The organism is Vibrio sp. Scap24, assembly GCF_013394185.1.
Lineage (GTDB): Bacteria > Pseudomonadota > Gammaproteobacteria > Enterobacterales > Vibrionaceae > Vibrio > Vibrio pomeroyi.
The window spans coordinates 2,401,656-2,424,165 of the sequence record NZ_CP041332.1 but is presented as its reverse complement, the minus strand read 5'-3'; the positions used below and the strand labels follow the sequence as shown (position 1 = coordinate 2,424,165).

Below are 22,510 nucleotides of genomic sequence, written 5' to 3'. Positions count from 1 at the left end.
ATGGTTGAAAGACGTCAATTTTCACGAGTTATTTATCAAGTCCCGACTGAGATCTCACAAGGACAAGTAAATGTATCCGGCTCAGTGCAAGATTTGTCGCTCCATGGTTTACTCATTCAATGTGAGAAGTGGCAACAACTCAGCCACGATAAGCCTGTTCACGTGAGCTTTACGCTGACAAACAGTGATATCAATATTCAGTTAGAAGCAACGATAGTCTCTACCATCAATACCTCAATGCGTTTACGCATAGAGCATTTAGATATTGATAGTATTAGCCACCTTAAGCGCCTTGTGGAGCTTAACGTTGGTGACGATGAACTGCTTTATAGAGAGATTGAACACCTTACCGACTTAGGTAGTGAGTGATATCTCCGTAACCCATTTGTCTATTAGAAGCATTTAGTTAATACAGAACCATGTCTAAAAAAATTTCCATCACTATTCCCTCTAGTCAGGGGGAACAGACGTTTTACTTCGGCCGAAAAGCCGTGCTCATGTGCACCACTGCAATTTTTTCAGTACCACTACTGATTGGCGGCGCGGCCTACATGCACTTCGAGAATCAACAAGAGCTCGCGATGCAAGCGGGTGACGCACAAGAGTTGATTGAAACCCTGATTGTTGAAAAAGAGCAAACTGAGTTTCTTTACGCAGAACAAGTAGAAACCAACCACTCTTTGTCGCAAACCTTAACCGAGAAAGAAGGCACGATTCAGCTGCTTGGTAAGCGTGTATTTGATGTGGAATCCGTACTTGGCCTTGCCGATGAAGAACTACTTACTGATGAAGTCTCTTTAGAAGATCGCATTGATGCTGCGGCCGTCGATTCAGCGGTAAGAGCCACCATGTTCCGCTTGATTCCAAACGACAGCCCAATGGCTTATCAGCGTATCTCATCTTCTTATGGTCGCCGTACCAATCCGATCACAGGTAAACGCCACAACCATACCGGTATCGATCTAACATGTAAGCGCGGCGAAGATATCTTAGCGCCTGCTGATGGTGTGATTGAAACGGTTCGCCCAAGTAATAAAGGCTTCGGCAACTTTATTACCATGCGCCACTCGTTTGGCTTCATGAGTTCTTACGCTCATCTACAGAAATTCAAAGTTCGCAGCGGTCAGTTCGTAAGTAAAGGCGATGTGATTGCAAGCTGTGGTAACTCAGGTAACTCAACCGGGCCACACCTACACTATGAAGTACGCTTCCTTGGCCGTTCGTTGAACCCTCAATACTTGATGGACTGGACACCAGAAAACTTCAACTACGTGTTCGAGAAAGAGAAAAAGGTTAAGTGGGGACCACTGGTTCAACTAATAGATAATGTGGTTCGTTTGCAGATAAACCTAACAAACGTGCCTTACATCAGTTCGACCATCGACACAGTATCAAGCGAAGACACTAAAAAGCCTATCGCGACTAACTAGTTATTCGCTGTTGGTTATTAGCTATTGATTATTAGGAGCTGTTGGTTTGGCCTACGATGATCTAATTACTTTTAGCCTACTGTAGGCCAAATGCTTTCATAGCGTTCAGTACAAACAAAAAGAGCGACCCGATGGTCGCTTTTTTTATGATTCTGTACCGTCCTAAATATGGTTGACACATTTCCAACATGAAATTGGAGAGTGTCATGAAAACAACAAGTAGACGTACTCAACGAGATTATTCTCTTGCCTTTAAATTGGCAGTAGTAAGCCAAGTTGAAAAAGGCGAAATGACTTATAAGCAGGCTCAAGAGCGTTATGGGATCCAAGGTCGCTCTACCGTTTTAGTTTGGCTTCGCAAACATGGTCAACTAGATTGGTCTAAAGGAATAGAACAATCGAGAGCGTTAGGAGCGACTATGTCAAACTCTTCCTCAACTCAAACCCCAGAGCAACGAATCAAAGAACTCGAACAGCAATTAGAAGAAACTCAGCTTAAAGCTGAGTTCTTTGAAGCGGTTGTAAAAGTCATGGATCGAGATTTCGGTGTCCGAATCTCAAAGAAGCGCAAGGCCGAGTTATTAAGGAAAAAACGGTCAGAAAGTTGACCGTCACTAAAGCTTGTCACTTCATCGGTATTACACGACAAGCTTTCTACAAGCGCTGTGTTGCGGAAATTCATCAGACAAAGAAAGATGAATCAGTACTCGGTTTTGTGAAGGAGCAAAGGATGATGCACCCTCGTATAGGAACTCGTAAGATCAAGTATTTACTTGCTCAGAACGAAATTGAAATCGGGCGAGACCGCTTATTCTCTCTACTGAGAATGAATCGATTATTAGTGCAGAATCGAAGGGCTTATCATCGAACCACAAACAGTAATCATCGCTTTTACTGCCATCCAAATCGAACCAAAGAAGGCTTAATACCGGAAAGACCAGAGCAATTATGGGTTGCCGATATTACTTATCTAGCAACGCGGTGTGGTAGTACTTATCTCAGTTTAGTGACGGACGCTTATTCAAGAAAAATCGTGGGCTATCACATAGGTGATGATATGAAAGCTCGCACGGTCAAGCAGGCCTTTTTAAACGCGTTGAAAGAGCGGAAGAATACAGGTGAGCTTGTTCATCACTCAGATCGAGGTGTTCAGTACTGCTCTGTTGAATACCAAGAGTTGCATCGACAGTATGATGTATCTTGCTCAATGACTGATGGCTATGACTGTTATCAAAATGCGTTAGCAGAGAGGATCAACGGAATATTGAAGATGGAGTATCTGTTGAATAAACCGAATGATTTAGATGAAGCAAAGAAAATGGTCGCCGAATCAGTAAAAATCTATAATGAATATAGGCCTCACACTGCTCTAAAATACAAAACGCCCGATGAAATACATCGAGCGTTTTAGTCAATCAAGTGTCAACCCATATCAGGACGGTACATTCTAAACCGTACTTAGCCACGGTGAATCGAGTCATGTGCTTGTTTTAACAAGCTTTGGCTCTCTTGCAAGAATTGCTGTGAGTAATCACCAAACCAATCGCTCACTTGGTTAAAACTATCAACAAACTTAGCTTTATCTTTCCCGTCCAAAATCTCTAGAGCTTCTCCGAAACAACTGTGGAAGCGTCGAATCATCTCAATATTCTCATCTGAAGACAGAATGATGTCTCCGTACAAGTTCGGGTCTTGAGCAAACAGACGACCAACCATCGCAATCTCTAGTCGGTAGATTGGCGAGCTTAATTTCAGAAGCTGATCAATGTTTGGGTTCTCTTTACTTAGGTGCAAACCGTAAGCAAACGAGGTGAAGTGGCGCAGTGCTTGAATCAAGGTCATACCATGATCATGCTCAGCGGCATCCATCTGGCATAGGCTTGCGCCCCAGATACCAAATTGATTCAGTAGCCATTGGTAGTTTTCAGAACCACGTCCATCACTGTAAACAATCACTTGTTTCGCTAGGCTTGGTACATCAGGGCCAAACATTGGGTGTAAACCAACCACTGGGCCTTGGTGTATGTTCATCATTGCTTGCAGTGGTTTTGACTTAATCGATGTTAAATCACAAAGAATACAATCGCTTGGCAGGTTACCTAGTTTTGCAATCACACCTTCCGTTAGGTGAATTGGAACAGTAACAACCACAAGTCCTGCGTTATCTAAGATTTCGTCGGCTCTATCCCAATCTTGGCTGCCAAGGATTTTCACTTCGTAGCCAGAAAGCTTAAACATCCGGCCAAACAGACCGCCAAGTTGACCATTACCACCAACAATAACCACTGAACGTAACTCTGGGTTAAGACACTTAAAACCAGAATCTTTCTCACTGGCATAAGACTCACGCATAGTACGACGCAAAATATCTTCGATTAACTGTGGTGGAACCCCAATTTTCTCGGCTTCTTGACGACGAGATGCCAGCATTGCCGCTTCGCGCTCCGGCACATAAATAGGTAAACCATGTTCACTTTTTACTTCACCGACTTTCTCCACTAAAGCCAATCGCTGAGCAAGTAAATCCAGCATTTGTTTATCGACAGCATCGATTTGGTCGCGTAATTCGTTCAGTTCAACGGCCATTTTATTCCTTACTAATCTATAAGCCCGTACTAACCCAGATTTCGTTAGTAACAGATCTTAAAATGCCCCATTAGATGAGGCACTTAAATTTAAACTCTGACTAACCTTTCAAGCGGTTCTCTAAGAACGGGACTAATTCCGTATGTGCATGTTTCAATAGTGCCTCAGTTGAATCCCAATTGATACACGCGTCGGTAATAGATACGCCGTATTTCATCTCATTGAGAGGTATATCCGAAGATTGGTTTCCTTCGTTAATATGGCTTTCAATCATAAGGCCGATAATCGACTTGTTGCCTTCACGAATTTGGTGAACCACATCTTCTGCAACTAGAGGTTGGCGGCGGAAATCTTTGCGAGAGTTCGCGTGGCTACAGTCAACCATCAGTGCCGCTTCTAGGCCTGACTTGCCAAGCTCTTGTTCACATTCGTGTACTGATACTGAATCGTAGTTCGTTTGCTTACCGCCACGTAAAATAACGTGACCATTTGGGTTACCTTGAGTAGTAAGCAGCGCAACTTGACCTTCGCGGCTAATACCCATGAAACGGTGGCTAGAAGAAGCTGCCTGCATCGCATTAATTGCAGTACCTAGGTTGCCATCGGTACCGTTTTTGAAGCCGATTGGCATTGAAAGGCCACTTGCCATTTCGCGGTGAGTTTGTGACTCAGTCGTACGAGCACCGATTGCTGCCCAGCTGAACGTGTCTGCTAGGTATTGTGGGCTGATTGGGTCTAGTGCTTCTGTTGCGAGTGGAATTTCCATCTCAGCAAGTTCAACCAATAGCTCACGACCAACATGCAGACCATGCTCAATATCGAACGTGCCATCTAGATGAGGGTCATTAATCAAACCTTTCCAGCCAACAGTAGTACGAGGCTTTTCAAAGTAAACACGCATTACAATATACAGTTGATCGCTCAGTTCTTCAGAAAGTGCTTTTAGGCGTTTCGCGTACTCTTTCGCAGCTTCAATGTCATGGATAGAACATGGGCCACATACAACAAGCATGCGATGATCTTTCTTATGAATGATGTTCGCGATAGTTTGACGAGACTCTTGAATGAAACGACGAGCATTATCACTCAAAGGCAGTTTTGCTTTTAACTCCTCAGGAGTAATCAGTACCTGTTCGTCGATGATATTGACATTGCTTAATTCACTTTTCTGCATAACTCAACCTGTATATTTATTTTTACACCCAACATTTCCATTTGGGCTAACAATCTTTAAAAACACAATAACAGCTACAAAAACGATTGCAAGTGTAAACAATAAAAAACATTAAATGTAAATTATTATTTACACCATTACTTTAACTCCTTCAGACTATCAAATAGCGCTAAACCACGCCCTACACATACAAAAAAGGCGATATTCATCATATCGCCCTATCTAAAATTCTTATGTGTTTATTTATCACTCATTACCTAGCATTCGCTTAATTTGCTCTGAAGCCTTTTTCCATCGGCTATCTGAGTGAAGAGTCGATAAATCAAAGCTGTGTTTTTTAAGCAATGAGTTGGCTAAAGGCACCTCTTGGATAGCTAAGTGATCGAGAGCCTCTATTTGTGCATCTCGTTTATTACACATCAACACCATGTCGCACCCTGCATTCAAGGCTGCCTTTGCTCTGTCGGCAGGACCGCCCATAATCGCAGCGCCTTCCATGGTTAAATCGTCAGAGAACACCAAGCCTTTAAATCCAAGCTGCTGCTTCAATACTTTCTGCAACCAATACTGAGAGCCGCTTGCTGGCTGATCATCATAATGAGAGAAAACCACGTGCGCTGGCATCATCGCATCCAATATTCCGGCTTCAATTTGCGCCTTGAAGATCGCCATGTCGGTTTCAAAGATATCGGCTCTTGGGTCATAAGGCGTTTCAAGGTGTGAATCAGCAATCACACCGCCATGTCCAGGAAAGTGCTTTCCAGTTGTCGCCATGCCAACCGATTTCATGCCCTTAATAAAAGCACTGCTGTGGCGGACGATGGTATCGATATCTTCACCAAATGCTCGGCTACCAATCGCCTTACAGTCATGGCCTTTATCTAATACTGGTGCAAAACTCAGGTCGATATCATGGGCAATCAATTCCGCTGCCATCAACCAACCCGCTTGTTCTGCTAATTGTTCACCATTGTTTTTGGTCGCGAACTCTTGCGCAGCAGGGATAATAGAAAAACCGTCGCGGAAGCGTTGTACTCGACCGCCCTCTTGGTCAACACCAATCAAAATAGGACGCTTGGCAACTTTACGGATCTCTTTGTTTAACGCCGATAGTTGTTTACTATCGTGGTAGTTTCGAGCAAATAAGATGAGACCACCAACGGTTGGGTGCTCTAAAATCTCTCTGTCTTCAGCAGTCAGTTCGTAGCCTGCAACATCAACCCACAACGGTCCCATAAAATTTCCTTCTATTGCTTAAATTCCGCTACTGCAGATTTACTTTGTTCAATTAATTGGTCGGCTTGCTCTTCTTGCTGAGTTAACGCAATGAACAACAAGTCAGTAATATAAAGCTGGCCATCACGAGCCGTAATCGATGAACTGCGAATATGGTTTTCGTCAGCCGCGGAGATAAGTTTGATATCCGCATATTTGTCTAGGGCAGACGGAGATAACTGACTAATCACAATCACCTTGGCCTTTTTCGATCTCGCCAGCTGAGCTACCTTCACCACTTCTCTGGTTTTTCCTGAATAGGAAATCGCAACCAACACATCATTTTCAGAAAGAGAAGCGGCGTTAGCTATCTGAATGTGGGCATCCTGTTCTGCGTTAACAGCATGGCCTATTTTCATCAGCTTGTAAGCGAAGTCTTTGGCGACCAGAGACGATGCACCCACACCTGAAATCTGTACTTTATTAGCAAGATGCAGTAAATCAGCGGCATTGCTCAGCTGTTCGCCTTCATTTAATAACACGGTACGCTCAAGCGATTGTGTTTTACTTGCAAGAAGTTTGTCCATCACGGTATCGTGCGGATCTTTTCTGGTGATGGTGCCATGTATCCCGCGCTGGGATACAGGCTGATAAGTCATATCACTCTGATAGAGCTTCATCTTCATCTCAGAAAACCCTTTGTAACCGAGCTTCTGACTAAACTTTACGATCGTCGATTGGCTGACCCCCACCGCTTTGGCCAACTCAGGAGAGGAGAGTTGCTTAACTTGTTGTGGATGATCCAATACGTAACGAGCCACCAGCGAATCCGATGGAGAGAGTTTTGGTAATAACGTTTTAACTTTCGCAATGCCTTTCATTAAACGCTCTTCCTCTTCCCTCTGACCTCACCTCGTTATCATAACGAGTTTTGTATTTTCATTGGAATAATTATTCCTTCACATTCTACCGTTTGGAATAGCTGACATAACCTTCTGGGATCACTGTCAAAGAAAACCATTGGTCACTATTCCACCAAGGAATAGATTTTGAAACTCATTATTCAAACTGACATTCTGAAAAAATAACAATAAACACCCTCTACTCTATTCATGCTACGGAGCTGCTATGAATTCACTATTTACCTCGCTGGACTGGGCGGTATTTGCGATATATTTCGCCATTATCGCTTTTACTGGTTGGCACTTTAGCCGAACAAAAATAACAAGTACCAAAGACTATTTCTTAGGTGGTAACTCCATGCCTATGTGGGTTGTTGCTATCTCGGTACTGGCGACCTCACAATCCGCAGCGACGTTTTTAGGTGGACCAGAGTCGAGCTACCGTGGTGATCTCACTTACCTAGCGACCAACATTGGCGGTATTCTTGGTGCGATTTTTGTCGCGCTCGTTCTAATTCCTCGTTTCTACCAAAACAAAGTCTCTACCGTTTATGAACTGTTGAAAGTGCGTTTTGGTGAGAAGACCAAACAGCGCGCCGGTGTGATGTACTTGGTCGGTCGTGTGTTTGCTTCTGGTGCCCGCCTATACATGGCGGCTATCGCAGTATCTATGATTCTATTTACCAACATTGATCCAAGCAGCGTAATCACTTCGGTTGTGATCCTTGTCGCTGTTGGCCTCGCTTATACCTACATGGGCGGCATTCGTTCCGTTATCTGGAGTGACTTAATCCAGCTCATTGTTTATGTCGGCGCAGCTATTGCGGTAATTATCTACCTATTAGGTCAGATCCCAGCCGACTTTAGCCAAATTGCTCAGGTACTTGCTAATCCGGGGGAAGGACAATCTTCGAAGCTGACCCTACTTGATTTCACGCTCGACTTTAGCCCTGCTGGCACCTTCAGCTTCTGGGCATGTATCACTGGTTTTGTCCTGTTAAACATCGGGGCGTTTGGTCTTGATCAAGACATGACGCAACGCGTTTTGACTTGTAAAGATGCCAAGCAAGGTTCAAAGGCGATGATCAACTCAATCATCTTCTCGATTCCCGTAGTGTTGGTATTCATGTCGATTGGCCTACTCTTGTATGTCTTCTACCAAAGACCTGAACTCATGGGTGTTGAAGGCAAAGATGTCGTACAAAATTTCAATGGCGAAAACGTCACGATCTTCATGTACTACGTGCTCAATGAAATGCCGGCTGGTCTTCGTGGCTTAGTCACTGTTGGCGTAGTAGCCGCAGCGCTTTCAACACTAAACTCTGGCTTAAACTCTATGTCTTCAGTTGCGGTACAAGACATTTACAAGCCTTGGTTAGAAGCTCGTAAGGGAGATCAAGATGACTTCCATTACGTGAAGGCTGGCCGCTTTGGAATGGCTACAGCGGCCGTAGCCTTAGGTAGCATGGGTATCCTTTGTTACTACTGGCAACAGTACACAGACATGCCACTGTTATCGTTCGCTTTGAGTGTGATGGTATTTGCTTATACCGGATTATTGGGTGTCTACTTCACTGCGATCTTCACTGAACGAGGCAATGAAACGTCTGTAGCCTTAGCGCTTGTGGCAGGCTTCTTAACGACATTACTGATGCAAGCTTATGTGTGGGATAGCGTGATGGGTGTTATTGACGCAGATTGGGTGGGTATTCGATTAGCCTTCCCGTATCAACTCTGTGTCGGCACGTTTGTATCATTAATCGTGTGCCTTGCAGGAAAGAAGCAGACTCAAGAAGTTAATAAACTACAAACGGTTTAGCCAATGATTACCCATACTCTGGCAGTCGATGGCGGTGGAACCAAAACCGCCATGAGACTGAAGCAAATATCACCCACACCAAGTGTCATTCAAGAACGCACTTTAGCGGCGACGTCATTGACCTTATATGGTGAAACGGCAATCACTCAACTGACTAATTATATTGAGGAAATGTTGAGTGTGAATCAGATTAAAGCTAAACAGTGCTATATTGTGGTTGGCGTGGCTGGTGCAGGAAATAAACAATTAAAAGCCAAGCTACAATCGGCATTAGCCCACTGCCCACACCTATATGTGACAACCGATGCTGAGGCGTCGGTATTTGGTGCTAACGCAGGGCAAGGCGTTAACTGCATTGCGATTGGCACAGGTTCAGTTGCCATTCAGTTAGATAGCGAATATGTGACTCATCAGTTTGGTGGGTGGGGGTTCCCGATTGGCGATCAAGGGGGCGGCGCTTGGCTTGGATTTCGAGCTGTGCAGCAAACTCTAGCCGAATTTGATGACAAACATTCCTCTGTAACGAGCCAATATGTCATGAAGAAAACAGGCAGCGAACGAAGTGACATTCTTAAGTGGATCAACACGGCCAATGCGACCGATTATGCGCAATTTGCACGAGAGCTCGTTGATATAGAACAGCGCTGTCCAACAGCAAGGAGCATAATAGAGCAAGGGGTTGACCACATAGAGAAGCTCACACGAACATGCTCAGAAAATAACAGCTTACCGATTATGTTTTTAGGCAGCTTAGGGCAATTCTATCGCCCTAAGCTTTCTCAAGAGCTTCAAGCTCGCGCCTCAGACATTCAAGGTGATGCTCTGAATGGTGCCGAAGTTATCGCTCACCAAAAGATCCATATGCTCAATTTAGGAAATGAACAATGAAGTCAGAGTTATATATCGGCGTGATGTCCGGCACGAGTATGGACGGTGTTGATACGGCCTTAGTGTCGATAGAAGGTGCTAGTATCACATTGCTCGCTCATGATGAGTTCCCTATGCCAGATGACCTTAAGGCCCGCCTGCTTGAGGTGTGTATTGGTCAGAAAACGGATTTGATAACCATTGGTGAACTCGACCACCAGCTTGGTCATCTATTTGCTGACGCAGTTCTACAACTTCTCGAAAAATCAGGTACTCCGGCCTCTTCTGTAACGGCGATTGGTAACCATGGTCAAACGGTGTTCCACCAGCCAACCGGTGAATCACCCTTTACCATGCAGTTGGGTGATGCCAATATCATTGCAGCGAAAACGGAGATTCAAACGGTCGCTGATTTCAGACGCAAAGACATGGCGCTTGGCGGGCAAGGTGCCCCACTCGTACCAGCGTTTCATCATACGATTTTCCACCCGCAAGACAGCTCAGTTGTTGTGCTGAATATTGGTGGTATCTCGAATATTTCAGTGCTGCGCCCGAACCAGCCAACACTTGGTTATGATACAGGCCCTGGCAATATGTTGATGGACGCTTGGGTAGATAAACACACGGGTGAAAAGTTTGACCGTGACGCACAGTTCGCTCTGAAAGGTCAACTGAACCATGACTTGCTCAAACAGTTGTTAAATGAATCTTATCTATCTCAGATGCCACCAAAAAGCACCGGTAGAGAGTTGTTTAACTTACCGTGGCTAGAGCAACAATTAACAGAATTTAAAGACCTTGCAGCAGAAGATGTCCAACGCACGCTTTGTGAATACACAGCATTGACGATAGCCAATGAAGTGGAGACTTATCGCTTAGGTAATCAACCTGCACTCTATGTGTGTGGCGGCGGTACGAGGAATCCATTGTTGATGAAAAGGTTGGCTGAACTGCTTCCGAGTTGGGAAGTTGATTCTACGACTAGTAAAGGCGTTGATGCCGACTACATGGAAGCCATGGCCTTTGCATGGCTTGCCCAACGTCATGTTCATCAATTGCCAAGTAATTTACCCGAAGTGACGGGCGCAAGCAGGGCTGCCTCTCTAGGCGTCCTCTATCGTGCTGACTAAACAATTTAGAACCATCATTTTAGAATCACCATTTAAGGATCATTATGAGTAACGACGCTCTCATATCAGCGCTCTCGCACCTCGTTTCGGAGGGGAGAAACCCTGATACTATGGATATTGATCTACTCACCTCTCTCGAAGTGGTTGAAAAGATTAATCAACAAGACAAACAAGTACCACTCGCTATCGAGGCCGAGCTTCCACAGATCGCTCAAGCCGTTGACAAGATCGCTCACGCCTTCCAAAACGGCGGTCGACTGATTTATATGGGCGCAGGCACCAGTGGTCGATTAGGTGTGTTAGATGCATCAGAATGCCCACCGACTTTCGGTGTTTCAGACAAGATGGTTATCGGCCTAATTGCAGGCGGGCCAGAAGCGATTTTAAAAGCTAAAGAAGGCGCGGAAGATTCGCTAACTCTTGGTATTGAGGACCTTAAAGCAATTCAGTTTTCAGAAAATGATGTCGTGGTAGGTATCGCTGCGAGCGGTCGCACACCTTACGTGATTGGTGCACTTAACTATGCCAATCAAATCGGGGCGGTGACCGTAGCGCTGTCTTGTAACCCTGACTCTCCAATTGCCGAGATCGCTCAAATAGCAATTAGCCCAGTGGTTGGCCCAGAAGCATTAACGGGGTCAACACGACTCAAATCAGGTACGGCACAAAAGCTGGTACTTAATATGCTGACGACTGCGAGTATGATTCGCATTGGTAAGAGCTACCAGAACTTGATGGTGGACGTAAAAGCAACCAATGAAAAGTTGGTTGCCCGCGCCGCTCGCATCGTGATTCAAGCGACTGAGTGTGATAAAGCACTGGCCGTGGCGACGCTAAAAACCACCGATTATGACGTGAAGCTCGCTATTTTGATGATTCTAACCGGGCTTGATTTTGAAGCAGCCAAGGCTCAGCTTGATCAACAAAATGGCTTTCTGCGAAAAGCGGTTGAGAATAATCAGTAAAATATCGGATTAGTCTTCGATACAGATGAAAGCTTGATACAAAAAACCAGTACACATGAGGTACTGGTTTTTGATTTAGCTAGATGTTTTTTAGTTAGCGGTTTTGTTATTTAACGAGATCAATAACTAACCGTAAACCAGATTAATAGTCGTTCGAGAACTCATCCCAACCACGCTGCCATTCCATACGGAAACGTTGAGCGTCTTCCGTACCAGAACACACACCTTCATACACCTGACCAGACAGACCAATCTGATAAGCATGATTAGGGTTACAGTATTCAGTCACACCTGAGTGATAACCTTCTGTGTAACTTGCTTGGTCAACAGCACCAAGCGCAGTCATCTCTTGATAAGAACGCTGAGTGTGGCCTTTAATACCATCACGGTAACCAATCTCTTTCCAGTTACCTTCTGCCGCTAAATCTTGAATATTGGCGCTGCATCCTGCAAGGCTAAATGCCACGGCGAATAGTGCGATTATTTTTCTCATTTCAATCCTTTATATTATTACTTCACCACTTTCTGACGAAGCGCTGCCTTTGTGGTGATTCTCCGCTGAACGCCTGTCGATGTCCACTTATTGTCTAATGTTCGCCACTTTAGGCCAATTTCGACCACTCGGAATCGGTAGTCGCCGCTAAGCCAGCTCAAACAACCTCTCTATATAGCTAATAGGCCTCTCGATAGAAATATCCGCCACTCACCACAGTGAACAAACCACTCAATCAGTTATAACACCGTTAAATTGGCTATTCGACCACTCACTCTCGTAGCGGAAGTTTCTTCTCATCGACTCCTTTAATATACACCCTGACTTAATTAATACATTCAGGGATAACAAATTATGATGTGGTTTCTTACCTGTGTTGCAGCACTCATTGGTGGCTACTTTATTTACGGTACCTTTATCGAGAAGATTTTCGGTATCAATGAAAAGCGCCAAACACCTGCTCACACTAAGCAAGATGGCGTGGACTACGTTCCAATGTCGACACCGAAGGTTTACCTAGTTCAGCTGCTTAACATCGCTGGTGTAGGTCCAATCTTCGGCCCTATCATGGGTGCCCTATACGGCCCAGCAGCAATGCTTTGGATCGTGCTAGGTTGTATCTTCGCAGGTGCAGTACACGACTACTTCTCAGGTATGTTATCTATCCGTAATGGCGGTGCTTCGGTTCCAACCATCACTGGACGTTACCTAGGCAATGGCGCAAAACACTTTATGAACATCTTTGCCATTGTTCTACTGCTTCTTGTTGGTGTGGTATTCGTATCTGCTCCAGCAGGTATGATCACGAACCTAGTGAACGACCAAACTGATTTCGCGATGTCTGCTACTACGATGGTTGTTATCATCTTTGCTTACTACATCATCGCAACGATTGTCCCTGTCGATAAAATCATTGGTCGCTTCTACCCATTGTTCGGTGCACTTCTTATCTTTATGTCTGTTGGCCTAATCACTGCGATTGGTCTATCTGACGAGCACCAAATCATGGGTGGCTTTGAGATGAGCGACATGTTCACTAACATGAACCCGAATGACCTACCACTTTGGCCGGCTCTATTCATCACAATCGCATGTGGTGCTATCTCTGGCTTCCACGCAACTCAGTCTCCTTTGATGGCGCGTTGTATGGAAAACGAGAAGAACGGTCGCTTCGTATTCTACGGCGCAATGATTGGTGAAGGCATCATCGCTCTAATCTGGTGTGCACTTGCTCTGTCTTTCTTCGGTTCAGTTGAGTCTTTGTCTGACGCGATTGCAAACGGCGGTCCAGGTAACGTGGTATACAGCGCTTCATTTGGTCTACTGGGTGTATTTGGCGGTATCCTTGCTTTCCTTGGCGTGGTTATCCTACCAATCACTTCTGGTGACACAGCGTTCCGTTCAAGCCGTCTTATCCTTGCTGAATACTTCAACATGGAACAGAAAACACTGCGTAACCGTCTACTAATGGCGTTACCACTGTTCGTTATCGGTGGCATCTTGACTCAAGTTGATTTTGGTATCATCTGGCGTTACTTCGGTTTTGCTAACCAATCAACAGCAGTGATGATGCTGTGGACAGCTTCAGCTTACCTACTTCGTCACAACAAACTGCACTGGGTAACAACGGTTCCAGCTATCTTCATGACGTCTGTGTGTATCACATTCATCCTGAACAACAGCCAACTGGGCTTCGGTCTACCAATGCAAATCTCAACCATCATTGGTGTGGTGAGTGCGCTAGGTGTTGCGGCTTACGTTATCAAAATTTCAAAAGGCAAAGGCGATATCGACCTTGCTGATGAAGAAGAGAAAGAAGCAAAAGGCGTCACCAAAACAGCCTAGTTCTTTAAGGCTCTTGATAACAAGAGACCAATCTTCATAGAAAGAGATAAAAGAACAGCCAAACACAACTTCGCTTGCTCCCGTAATCACTCAGTGATTCGTGGAACCTAAGACTAAAGCCCGTCCACTGTGATGGGCTTTATTGTTTTCAGGCGTTAGTGCTTTCGACTCTGGGAAGCGAATATAACCCACTAAAACACAAGCAAAGCTACCGTTACCAAGCAATGAGCTTTACACTTAACAAGCGTCTCAATAGGTGAAAATATGGAACTCATTCTCTCTCTGCTACAACAAACCTGCGTCTACTTAGTGATTGCTTACATGTTAAGTAAAACCCCACTGATTCTCCCTTTGTTGAGCATCTCATCTCGCTTAAGCCATAAGATCAGCTGCTACGTTCTGTTTTCATTGTTCTGCATTATGGGCACCTATTTCGGACTGCAGATCAATGACGCCATCGCTAATACGCGAGCGATGGGCGCGGTCATGGGCGGTTTGTTCGGTGGTCCTGTGGTTGGCTTTGCGGTCGGATTTACTGGCGGGATACATCGATATTCATTAGGTGGTTTTACGGACTTAGCTTGTGCTATATCAACGACAGCAGAAGGCTTGATTGGTGGTTTGCTGCATGTTTACCTAGTCAGAAAGAACAAAGCCAGTCAGCTGTTTAATCCGCTGGTAGTGTTCTCTGTCACCCTGTTTGCAGAAATCATTCAGATGTTGATTCTGCTCGCAGTCGCCAAACCGTTTGAGCAATCCTACGCGCTAGTTTCCGATATTGCTGCGCCAATGATCATTGCTAACTCAGTGGGTGCGGCACTGTTCATGAGCATCATCCAAGACCGAAAAACCATCTTCGAGAAATACTCCGCCACCTTCTCACGCAGAGCCCTCACCATTGCCGAGCGTTCGGTGGGCATTCTTCATGGTGGCTTCACTTCCGATAACGCACAAAAGATCGTGCGTATCGTTTACGAAGAAACCAACGTAGGCGCAGTTGCGATTACCGACCGAGAAAAAATCCTCGCGTTCGTCGGCATTGGCGATGAACACCATATTCCAAATACCCCAATTTCATCGCAGAGCACCCTCACTTCGATGGAAAAGAACGACATCATCTATCTTGATGGTAAAGAGAACCCATACCAATGTTCTCTATCTCAAGATTGTAAGTTGGGCTCTGCGCTAATCATTCCATTACGTGCTGGTAACGAAGTCGTCGGTACCATTAAACTGTATGAGCCTAAGCTGAAGCTATTCTCGACCATTAACATGTCGATGGCAGAGGGTATCGCGCAGCTATTGTCGAGTCAGATCCTGTTCAGCAACTACCAGCAACAGCAAACCCTGCTCACTCAAGCTGAAATCAAGCTTCTGCACGCACAGGTCAACCCGCACTTCTTGTTTAACGCGCTCAACACCATCAGTGCCGTAACACGTCGTGACCCAGATAAAGCACGTGAGCTCATTCAGCACCTATCTCACTTCTTCAGAAGTAACCTTAAGCAGAATATCAATACCGTGAAGCTTAAAGACGAGCTCGCACACGTTAATGCGTACCTGACGATTGAAAAGGCACGTTTTACTGACCGCTTAGAAATTGAATGGGACATAGACCCACAACTGTTTGAATCACAACTGCCGAGCTTTACCCTGCAACCTCTGGTTGAAAATGCCATTAAACACGGAATTTCAAATATGCTGGAAGGCGGCAAAGTGAAGATCTATAGCGAAGCTTTCCAAGGCGGATTTAGACTGATCGTCGAAGACAACGCTGGTAACTACCAGAAGCCATCTCAAGATCATGTTGGATTAGGGATGGAAATTGTTGATAAACGACTCACTAATTTCTTTGGACAAGACTCAGCACTAAAAATAGAATCTCAACCACAGCAATTTACTCGAATGAGCTTTATCATACCTATACTAAAATAATGGTGTTTTCGTAGGTAATCGCTTCTCAGTAGCGACATTTAGAAGCAGGCATTAAAAAGATAAGCGGAATAAGCAGGGACAGAACAAAAATGAAGATTGCAGGATGTTAAAAGCACTCGTTATCGATGATGAGCTTTTTGCTCGCGAAGAGCTGATTGAGTTACTAACTGAAACGGGAGAAGTGGAAGTCATCGGTCAAGCAAGCAACGCGATCGAAGGGCTTAAGCAGATCAACCTTCTTAAACCCGACGTGGTGTATTTGGATATTCAGATGCCTCAAGTTACGGGGATTGAACTGTTGAGTATGCTTGACCCAGATACCATGCCTTACGTGGTGTTCGTGACCGCTTACGACCAATATGCAATTCAAGCCTTTGAAGACAACGCCTTTGATTACCTGCTTAAACCCGTTGAGCCCTGCCGACTCAATAAAAGTGTCTCTCGACTGAACAAAGTCGTTAAGCAGAACCAAAAAGCACCAGAGCAAAATGTCGCTTCCATCGCCCCTTCCCGCCTAGAACAAATTCCGTGTATTGGTCACAACCGCATTGTGATCATGGCGAGCCAGAGTGTCGAGTGTGCCTACTCTGATATCAGTGGCGTGCATGTTCGCTGTTCATCACAAACGGCCACTTCACAGTTAACGCTAAAGATCTTAGAAGAGAAGACCGATTTGATCCGTTGTCACCGACAATATTTGATCAACATAAAATCGATCCAAGAGATCAAGTTACTCGAGAATGGATTAGCAGAGATCATCACACTCACCGGCTTTGAAGTGCCTGTGAGTCGTCGCTATCTCAAGACACTAAAAGAACAACTCGGGATCCAATAGCTTATCAAAGCGCACGATCAAAAAAGCCAACGTATCAACGTTGGCTTTTTACTCCTTGCGAATCGACTGTATGACGAATCGTTAATGTCACAAATCGATAGAGATTAATCGACTTGTTTAATCTGTAGCTCTTTTGGTACTTCGAAGAACATGTTCTCTTCACGACCTTGAATCTCTTCAACGTCAGTAGCACCAAGCTCGCGAATGCGATCTAAGATTTGATTTACTAGCTCTTCAGGAGCAGAAGCACCAGCGGTTACACCGATTTTCTTCTTGCCTTCAACCCACTCGGTCTGAATGTCTTCAGGGCAATCAGTTAGGTAACCAGGTGTGCCTAGCTTCTCAGCCAGCTCTTTCAAACGTGTTGAATTCGATGAATTCTTAGAACCAACCACAATCACTACGTCGACGTCGTTTGCCATCTCACGCACTGCGTCTTGACGGTTTTGAGTTGCGTAGCAGATGTCGTCTTTACGAGGACCTTGAATCTCAGGGAAGACACGACGTAGCTCTTCGATTACGTCAGCTGTCTCATCAACAGATAGCGTCGTTTGGCTCACGTAGTGCAGGTTAGTTGGATCGTTTACCACTAGGTTTTGTACGTCCTCTGGCTTCTCAACCAAATACATACCACCGGTTTGGCTAGCGTACTGACCCATAGTACCTTCAACTTCAGGGTGACCTGCGTGACCAATCAGTACCACTTCCATATGTTTGCGGCTCGCACGAGCAACCTCCATATGAACTTTCGTCACCAAAGGACACGTTGCATCAAATACAGTCAGTTCACGTTCTTTCGCTTCTTTACGAACGGCTTGAGATACACCGTGAGCAGAGAAAATTACGATGTTATCGTCTGGCACTTCACTCAGCTCTTCGACAAAAATAGCACCACGTTGCTTAAGCCCTTCAACAACAAAGCGGTTATGTACCACTTCATGACGAACATAAATCGGTGGCTGATACATTTCAAGTGCGCGCTCCACGATGCTGATCGCACGATCGACACCGGCACAAAAGCCACGAGGGTTAGCTAACATTATTTTCATTTCATTGCTCATCATTTACCGCGGTACTAAGGTTGTTTCTATAGAGTTCGCCGTCAGCGAGGTTCGCATTCTACAGTGAAGCGCCTAGACAGTGAAGCTCTGGGTTGTGTCACAGCTGTAAGGTGATGTTATTCGACAGCTAAGATATTGACATCAAACGTAACGTCTTGGCCTGCAAGTGGGTGATTAAAATCAACCGTCACTGAGTCACCCGCGATATCTGTAATAATACCTGGGATTTCCATACCGTCAGGGCCAGAGAATGCCATGATGGTGCCGACCTCAACATCAGTACCACCAGCAAATTTTGCTTTATCCATATGGTGGATATGGTCTGGGTTAGGCATACCAAACGCATCTTGCGCTTTCAGTTCGATAGACTTTTCTGTGCCTTCTTCAAGTCCAAGCAGGCATGCTTCAAAGTTCTCGCTTAGGCTGCCATCACCCATAACGAACTTCGCTGGTTTGCCCATATTTTCGGTGCTATCGGCAACTGAACCATCCTTCATCTTAATCGTAAAATGTAGGGTTACTGCTGAATCATTTTTAATTGCTGCCACGTTACTTTCCTTAGACTTCTTTATTATTTGAGAACGCATTCTGCTTTGCTCTCATATTAGTTGCAGCATAAAAAAAAGCGCCACCGGAATCAACCGACAGCGCTTAGGGCTATTCTATTCTGTGAGTCATAGACTGACTTTAGGGCAATCTATTTCAAGGCTCTTTTACTTAAGGCTTATTAGCTTATTTGCCTTCGTCTTTCTTGCGGAAACCATCGAGGATGATCATCGCAGCACCGATACAGATTCCCATATCCGCTAAGTTGAATGCAGGCCAGTGGTAAGTGCCCCAGTAGAAATCTAAGTAATCGACAACAAAGCCGTGTACTACACGGTCAAATACATTACCTACTGCACCACCAATAATGATGGCGTAAGCGATGTTGTTCCACTTTTCTGTCGCTGGTAGCTTGCTCATCCAGTACGTCAGCATACCCGTTACCGCAAATGCGATACCGGTAAATAACCAACGCTGCCAACCACTTTGGTCGCTCAAGAAGCTAAATGCTGCGCCGTAGTTGTGAACGTACAAAAAGTTAAAGAACGGCAGCACCTCAATACGGTTTGCCCAGCCATAACCCATGTTGTCCATCACGAAAAGTTTAATGCCGATATCAGCAAGGAAGACCAACAGAGCCAACCACAACCAACGTACACCAGATTGTTTTAACGAAACTTCACTCATTTCTATTCCTAGTATTTACGAAGCTGGTATTCATTCTCACCCGATTTAAGTGATCATCAGTACCCAACTTGGCGAAACACATTTTCTATAATTAAAAATAACCCCAGTTGATACTGGGGCTATAATTTTTACAAAAAGTTCAGTCTTTCTCGAGCGGTTATGCGAACTTACGCACTTCGCCTTCACCGTCGATGTTCGACACACAACGACCACAAACTTTCTCGTGACCTTCGATAGTGCCTACATCTGGAGTGTGGTGCCAGCAACGGTCACACTTCTCAGCTTCAGTTGCCGCTACTTCAACGAATAGACCTTCAACGTCTGTCGCTTGAGCTGCATCAGACTTCTCGCTTAGTGGCTTAACAACCGCAGCAGAAGTGATAAGTACGAAACGTAGCTCATCTTCTAGCTTGTTGATCTTAGCCGCTAGTGCGTCGTCAGCGTATAGAGTCACTTCAGCTTGCAGTGCACCACCGATTGTTTTCTCTTTACGAGCGTCTTCAAGAAACTTGTTCACTGCGCCACGAACGGTTTGGATTTCAGCCCAGAATTCGTTGCTTAGCTCTTCACCTTCAGCAAGACCAAATAGATCTTCGAACCACTCACCCGTGAATACGAACTTGTCACGTTGACCAGGCATCTCGTTCCAGATTTCATCTGCAGTGAACGACATGATAGGTGCCATCCAACGAACTAGAGCTTCTACGATGTAGTAAAGCGCAGTCTGACAGCTACGTTGAGCATGGCTGCCCTGCTTCGCTGTGTACTGACGGTCTTTGATTACGTCTAGGTAGAAAGAACCCATTTCGATAGAACAGAACTGCATTAGACGCTGAGTTACACCGTGAGTGTTGTACTCACCGTATGCTTTAACGATCTCTTCTTGTGCAGCTTGAGCACGGCCAACAGCCCAGCGATCAAGTGCAACCATCTCTTCAGCTGGAACTAGGTCAGTTTCAGGGTTGAAACCGTTCAAGTTCGCAAGGAAGAAACGAGCTGTGTTACGAATACGACGGTAAGCATCAGCTGAACGCTTCAGGATTTCATCAGAAACCGCAACTTCACCCGTGTAGTCTGTAGAAGCAACCCATAGACGCAGGATGTCTGCACCTAGCTTGTTGGTTACATCTTTAGGCGCAACAACGTTACCGATAGATTTAGACATCTTACGGCCGTTACCATCAACCACGAAACCGTGAGTTAGTACTTGCTTGTATGGTGCTTCGTCTTTCATCGCGATAGATGAAATTAGAGAAGACTGGAACCAGCCACGGTGTTGGTCTGAACCTTCAAGGTAAAGATCAGCACTGTTACCGTTGTATTCTTCACGAGAGTCAACAACAGAGAAGTGCGTAACACCTGAGTCGAACCATACGTCTAGCGTATCCATTACTTTTTCGTACTTATCAGCGTCTTCTGCGCCCATAAGTTCAGCAGCGTCTACATCCCACCAAGCTTGAATGCCTTTCTCTTCAACTAGCTTCGCTACTTTTTCAATAAGTGCTGGGCTATCAGGGTGAAGTTCTGACGTTTCTTTATGAACGAACAGAGCAATTGGCACACCCCAAGTACGTTGACGAGAGATACACCACTCAGGGCGACCTTCGATCATACCTTCGATACGGCTTTGACCCCACTCCGGCATCCACTCAACATTCTTAGTTGACTCTAGTGCTTTTGCACGTAGGCCAGCTTGATCCATAGAGATGAACCATTGTGGTGTTGCACGGAAGATGATTGGAGTTTTATGCCTCCAACAGTGTGGGTAGCTGTGCTCGTAAGCGTGGTGATGCAGAAGTGCACCTTTCTCTTTTAGAACTTCTAAAACAGAGTCGTTCGCTTTGAATACATGCTGACCAGCAAATAGCTCAGTATCTGGCAGGTAAACGCCGTTAGAGCCTACTGGGTTAGCGATTTCTAGGTTGTACTTCTTACCAACCACGAAATCCTCTTGACCGTGACCAGGTGCAGTGTGAACCACACCAGTACCTGAATCCGTTGTAACGTGATCACCAAGAACAGCTGGAACAGTAAAGTCGTAGAACGGGTGGTTGAACTGAGAAAGCTCAAGATCAGCACCAGTAGCAAAACCAAGGTTGTGGAAGTGCTCGATACCTGCACGATCCATTACGTCTTTTGCTAGTTCAGAAGCAACAACGATACGTTGAGCCGGCTGGTCGCCATTTGCTTCAACTTGGATAAGCACGTATTCAAGATCATCACGTAGACATACTGCGCGGTTAGCAGGCAGAGTCCATGGTGTTGTTGTCCAGATAACGATAGAGATTTCGCCCTGACCCGCGTGGCCTTCAGCTAGAGTAAATTTCTCTAGAAGAGCCGCTTCGTCAGCTGCTGTAAATTTCACATCGATAGATGGAGAAACTTTATCTTTGTATTCAACTTCAGCTTCAGCCAGAGCAGAACCACAGTCAGTACACCAGTGAACTGGTTTGAAACCTTTAAGAAGGTGACCTTTGTCTGCGATTTTACCTAGAGAACGAATGATGTTCGCTTCTGTGCCGAAATCCATAGTGCGGTAAGGTTTATCCCACTCGCCCATGATACCAAGACGTTTAAAGCTCTCTTTCTGACCTTCAACTTGGCCCGCAGCGTACTTACGACACTCTTCGCGGAATTCAGCAGCCGAAATCTTCTGACCAGGCTTACCTTTCTTCTTCTCAACCATTAGCTCGATTGGAAGACCGTGACAGTCCCAACCAGGGATGTACGGTGCATCAAAACCAGAAAGGGTCTTAGATTTAATAATAATGTCTTTAAGAATCTTATTCAGCGCGTGGCCAATGTGAATGTCGCCGTTCGCGTATGGAGGGCCATCATGCAGTACGAAAGATTTTTTACCTTTCTTTGCCTTACGGATTTCGCCGTAAAGATCTTCTTTGTACCAACGCTTAAGCATTTCTGGCTCACGATTTGCCAGATTGCCGCGCATTGGGAACCCTGTTTCTGGTAAGTTCAGGGTATCTTTATAATCACTCATCGATTCTTAATTCCGTTATATT

20 protein-coding genes are annotated in these 22,510 nt (G+C 45.2%); 10 read left to right on the top strand and 10 right to left on the bottom strand.

Annotated elements, in window-relative coordinates; genetic code table 11:
• The 3 genes from FLM53_RS10735 to FLM53_RS10725 all read left to right on the top strand — a co-directional run bounded on the left by FLM53_RS10735 (position 1) and on the right by FLM53_RS10725 (position 2,841).
• Positions 1–369, top strand: a complete 369-nt coding sequence (locus FLM53_RS10735; RefSeq protein ID WP_176682025.1) for a PilZ domain-containing protein — start codon at positions 1–3, stop codon at positions 367–369.
• Between the two features lie 50 nt (positions 370–419).
• Entirely contained in the window at positions 420–1,430 is a 1,011-nt protein-coding gene (locus FLM53_RS10730; protein WP_176682024.1) for a M23 family metallopeptidase, read from the top strand.
• A 206-nt stretch (positions 1,431–1,636) separates the two neighbouring features.
• Positions 1,637–2,841, top strand: a protein-coding gene (locus tag FLM53_RS10725; RefSeq protein WP_178992101.1) for an IS3 family transposase whose coding sequence is annotated in 2 segments (ribosomal slippage) — positions 1,637–2,024 and positions 2,024–2,841 — 1,206 coding nt in all. Because the reading frame shifts where the segments join, the coding sequence is not laid out codon by codon here.
• Between the two features lie 47 nt (positions 2,842–2,888).
• On the opposite strand, the gene tyrA is transcribed toward FLM53_RS10725, so the two are convergent.
• From tyrA to FLM53_RS10705, 4 genes are all read right to left on the bottom strand, one after another.
• Complete coding sequence (gene tyrA / locus FLM53_RS10720; RefSeq protein WP_176682012.1) at positions 2,889–4,016, bottom strand: bifunctional chorismate mutase/prephenate dehydrogenase; 1,128 nt, start codon at positions 4,014–4,016, stop codon at positions 2,889–2,891.
• A gap of 100 nt (positions 4,017–4,116) precedes the next feature.
• Positions 4,117–5,190: a 3-deoxy-7-phosphoheptulonate synthase gene (locus tag FLM53_RS10715; protein ID WP_176682011.1), complete on the bottom strand. Its 1,074-nt coding sequence runs from the start codon at positions 5,188–5,190 to the stop codon at positions 4,117–4,119.
• A gap of 246 nt (positions 5,191–5,436) precedes the next feature.
• A complete protein-coding gene (gene nagZ, locus FLM53_RS10710) occupies positions 5,437–6,426 on the bottom strand; it encodes a beta-N-acetylhexosaminidase (RefSeq protein ID WP_176682010.1) in 990 nt (329 codons plus the stop codon).
• A gap of 11 nt (positions 6,427–6,437) precedes the next feature.
• Positions 6,438–7,286, bottom strand: coding sequence for a MurR/RpiR family transcriptional regulator (locus FLM53_RS10705; protein ID WP_176682009.1), 849 nt, complete (start codon positions 7,284–7,286; stop codon positions 6,438–6,440).
• Positions 7,287–7,533: 247 nt separating this feature from the next.
• Between FLM53_RS10705 and FLM53_RS10700 the strand changes: the two genes are divergently transcribed.
• Genes FLM53_RS10700 through murQ form a run of 4 tightly spaced genes read left to right on the top strand, consistent with a single transcriptional unit; the run spans position 7,534 to position 12,088 of the window.
• Positions 7,534–9,126 carry a sodium:solute symporter gene (locus FLM53_RS10700; protein WP_176682008.1) on the top strand — a complete coding sequence of 531 codons (1,593 nt, stop codon included), beginning with the start codon at positions 7,534–7,536 and terminating at the stop codon, positions 9,124–9,126.
• Positions 9,127–9,129: 3 nt separating this feature from the next.
• Positions 9,130–10,014 (top strand): BadF/BadG/BcrA/BcrD ATPase family protein, encoded by an 885-nt coding sequence (locus FLM53_RS10695; protein ID WP_176682007.1) that lies wholly within the window; start codon positions 9,130–9,132, stop codon positions 10,012–10,014.
• Positions 10,011–11,123: an anhydro-N-acetylmuramic acid kinase gene (locus tag FLM53_RS10690; protein ID WP_176682006.1), complete on the top strand. Its 1,113-nt coding sequence runs from the start codon at positions 10,011–10,013 to the stop codon at positions 11,121–11,123. Before FLM53_RS10695 ends, FLM53_RS10690 begins: the two co-directional genes overlap by 4 nt.
• A gap of 44 nt (positions 11,124–11,167) precedes the next feature.
• The gene (gene murQ / locus FLM53_RS10685) at positions 11,168–12,088 is read left to right on the top strand and encodes an N-acetylmuramic acid 6-phosphate etherase (RefSeq protein WP_176682005.1); all 921 of its coding nucleotides are present in this window, start codon (positions 11,168–11,170) and stop codon (positions 12,086–12,088) included.
• 142 nt (positions 12,089–12,230) lie between these two features.
• Here the strand turns inward: murQ and FLM53_RS10680 are convergent, their stop codons facing one another.
• Positions 12,231–12,581: a DUF2799 domain-containing protein gene (locus tag FLM53_RS10680; protein WP_176682004.1), complete on the bottom strand. Its 351-nt coding sequence runs from the start codon at positions 12,579–12,581 to the stop codon at positions 12,231–12,233.
• A gap of 17 nt (positions 12,582–12,598) precedes the next feature.
• Entirely contained in the window at positions 12,599–12,742 is a 144-nt protein-coding gene (locus tag FLM53_RS10675; RefSeq protein WP_176682003.1) for a hypothetical protein, read from the bottom strand.
• Between the two features lie 193 nt (positions 12,743–12,935).
• Here FLM53_RS10675 and FLM53_RS10670 point away from each other — a divergent pair, with 193 nt between their 5' ends.
• From FLM53_RS10670 to btsR, 3 genes are all read left to right on the top strand, one after another.
• Entirely contained in the window at positions 12,936–14,426 is a 1,491-nt protein-coding gene (locus tag FLM53_RS10670) for a carbon starvation protein A (protein ID WP_017629791.1), read from the top strand.
• Between the two features lie 264 nt (positions 14,427–14,690).
• Entirely contained in the window at positions 14,691–16,361 is a 1,671-nt protein-coding gene (locus FLM53_RS10665; RefSeq protein WP_176682002.1) for a sensor histidine kinase, read from the top strand.
• Positions 16,362–16,464: 103 nt separating this feature from the next.
• Positions 16,465–17,196 carry a two-component system response regulator BtsR gene (gene btsR / locus FLM53_RS10660; RefSeq protein WP_176682001.1) on the top strand — a complete coding sequence of 244 codons (732 nt, stop codon included), beginning with the start codon at positions 16,465–16,467 and terminating at the stop codon, positions 17,194–17,196.
• 104 nt (positions 17,197–17,300) lie between these two features.
• Here btsR and ispH read toward each other — a convergent pair whose 3' ends face one another.
• From ispH to ileS, 4 genes are all read right to left on the bottom strand, one after another.
• Positions 17,301–18,257 (bottom strand): 4-hydroxy-3-methylbut-2-enyl diphosphate reductase, encoded by a 957-nt coding sequence (gene ispH, locus FLM53_RS10655; protein WP_081090359.1) that lies wholly within the window; start codon positions 18,255–18,257, stop codon positions 17,301–17,303.
• 116 nt (positions 18,258–18,373) lie between these two features.
• Entirely contained in the window at positions 18,374–18,805 is a 432-nt protein-coding gene (fkpB, locus tag FLM53_RS10650) for an FKBP-type peptidyl-prolyl cis-trans isomerase (RefSeq protein WP_145575390.1), read from the bottom strand.
• 184 nt (positions 18,806–18,989) lie between these two features.
• The gene (gene lspA / locus FLM53_RS10645; RefSeq protein ID WP_176682000.1) at positions 18,990–19,490 is read right to left on the bottom strand and encodes a signal peptidase II; all 501 of its coding nucleotides are present in this window, start codon (positions 19,488–19,490) and stop codon (positions 18,990–18,992) included.
• A gap of 157 nt (positions 19,491–19,647) precedes the next feature.
• Positions 19,648–22,488 (bottom strand): isoleucine--tRNA ligase, encoded by a 2,841-nt coding sequence (gene ileS / locus FLM53_RS10640; protein ID WP_176681999.1) that lies wholly within the window; start codon positions 22,486–22,488, stop codon positions 19,648–19,650.
• Positions 22,489–22,510 lie beyond the last annotated feature (22 nt).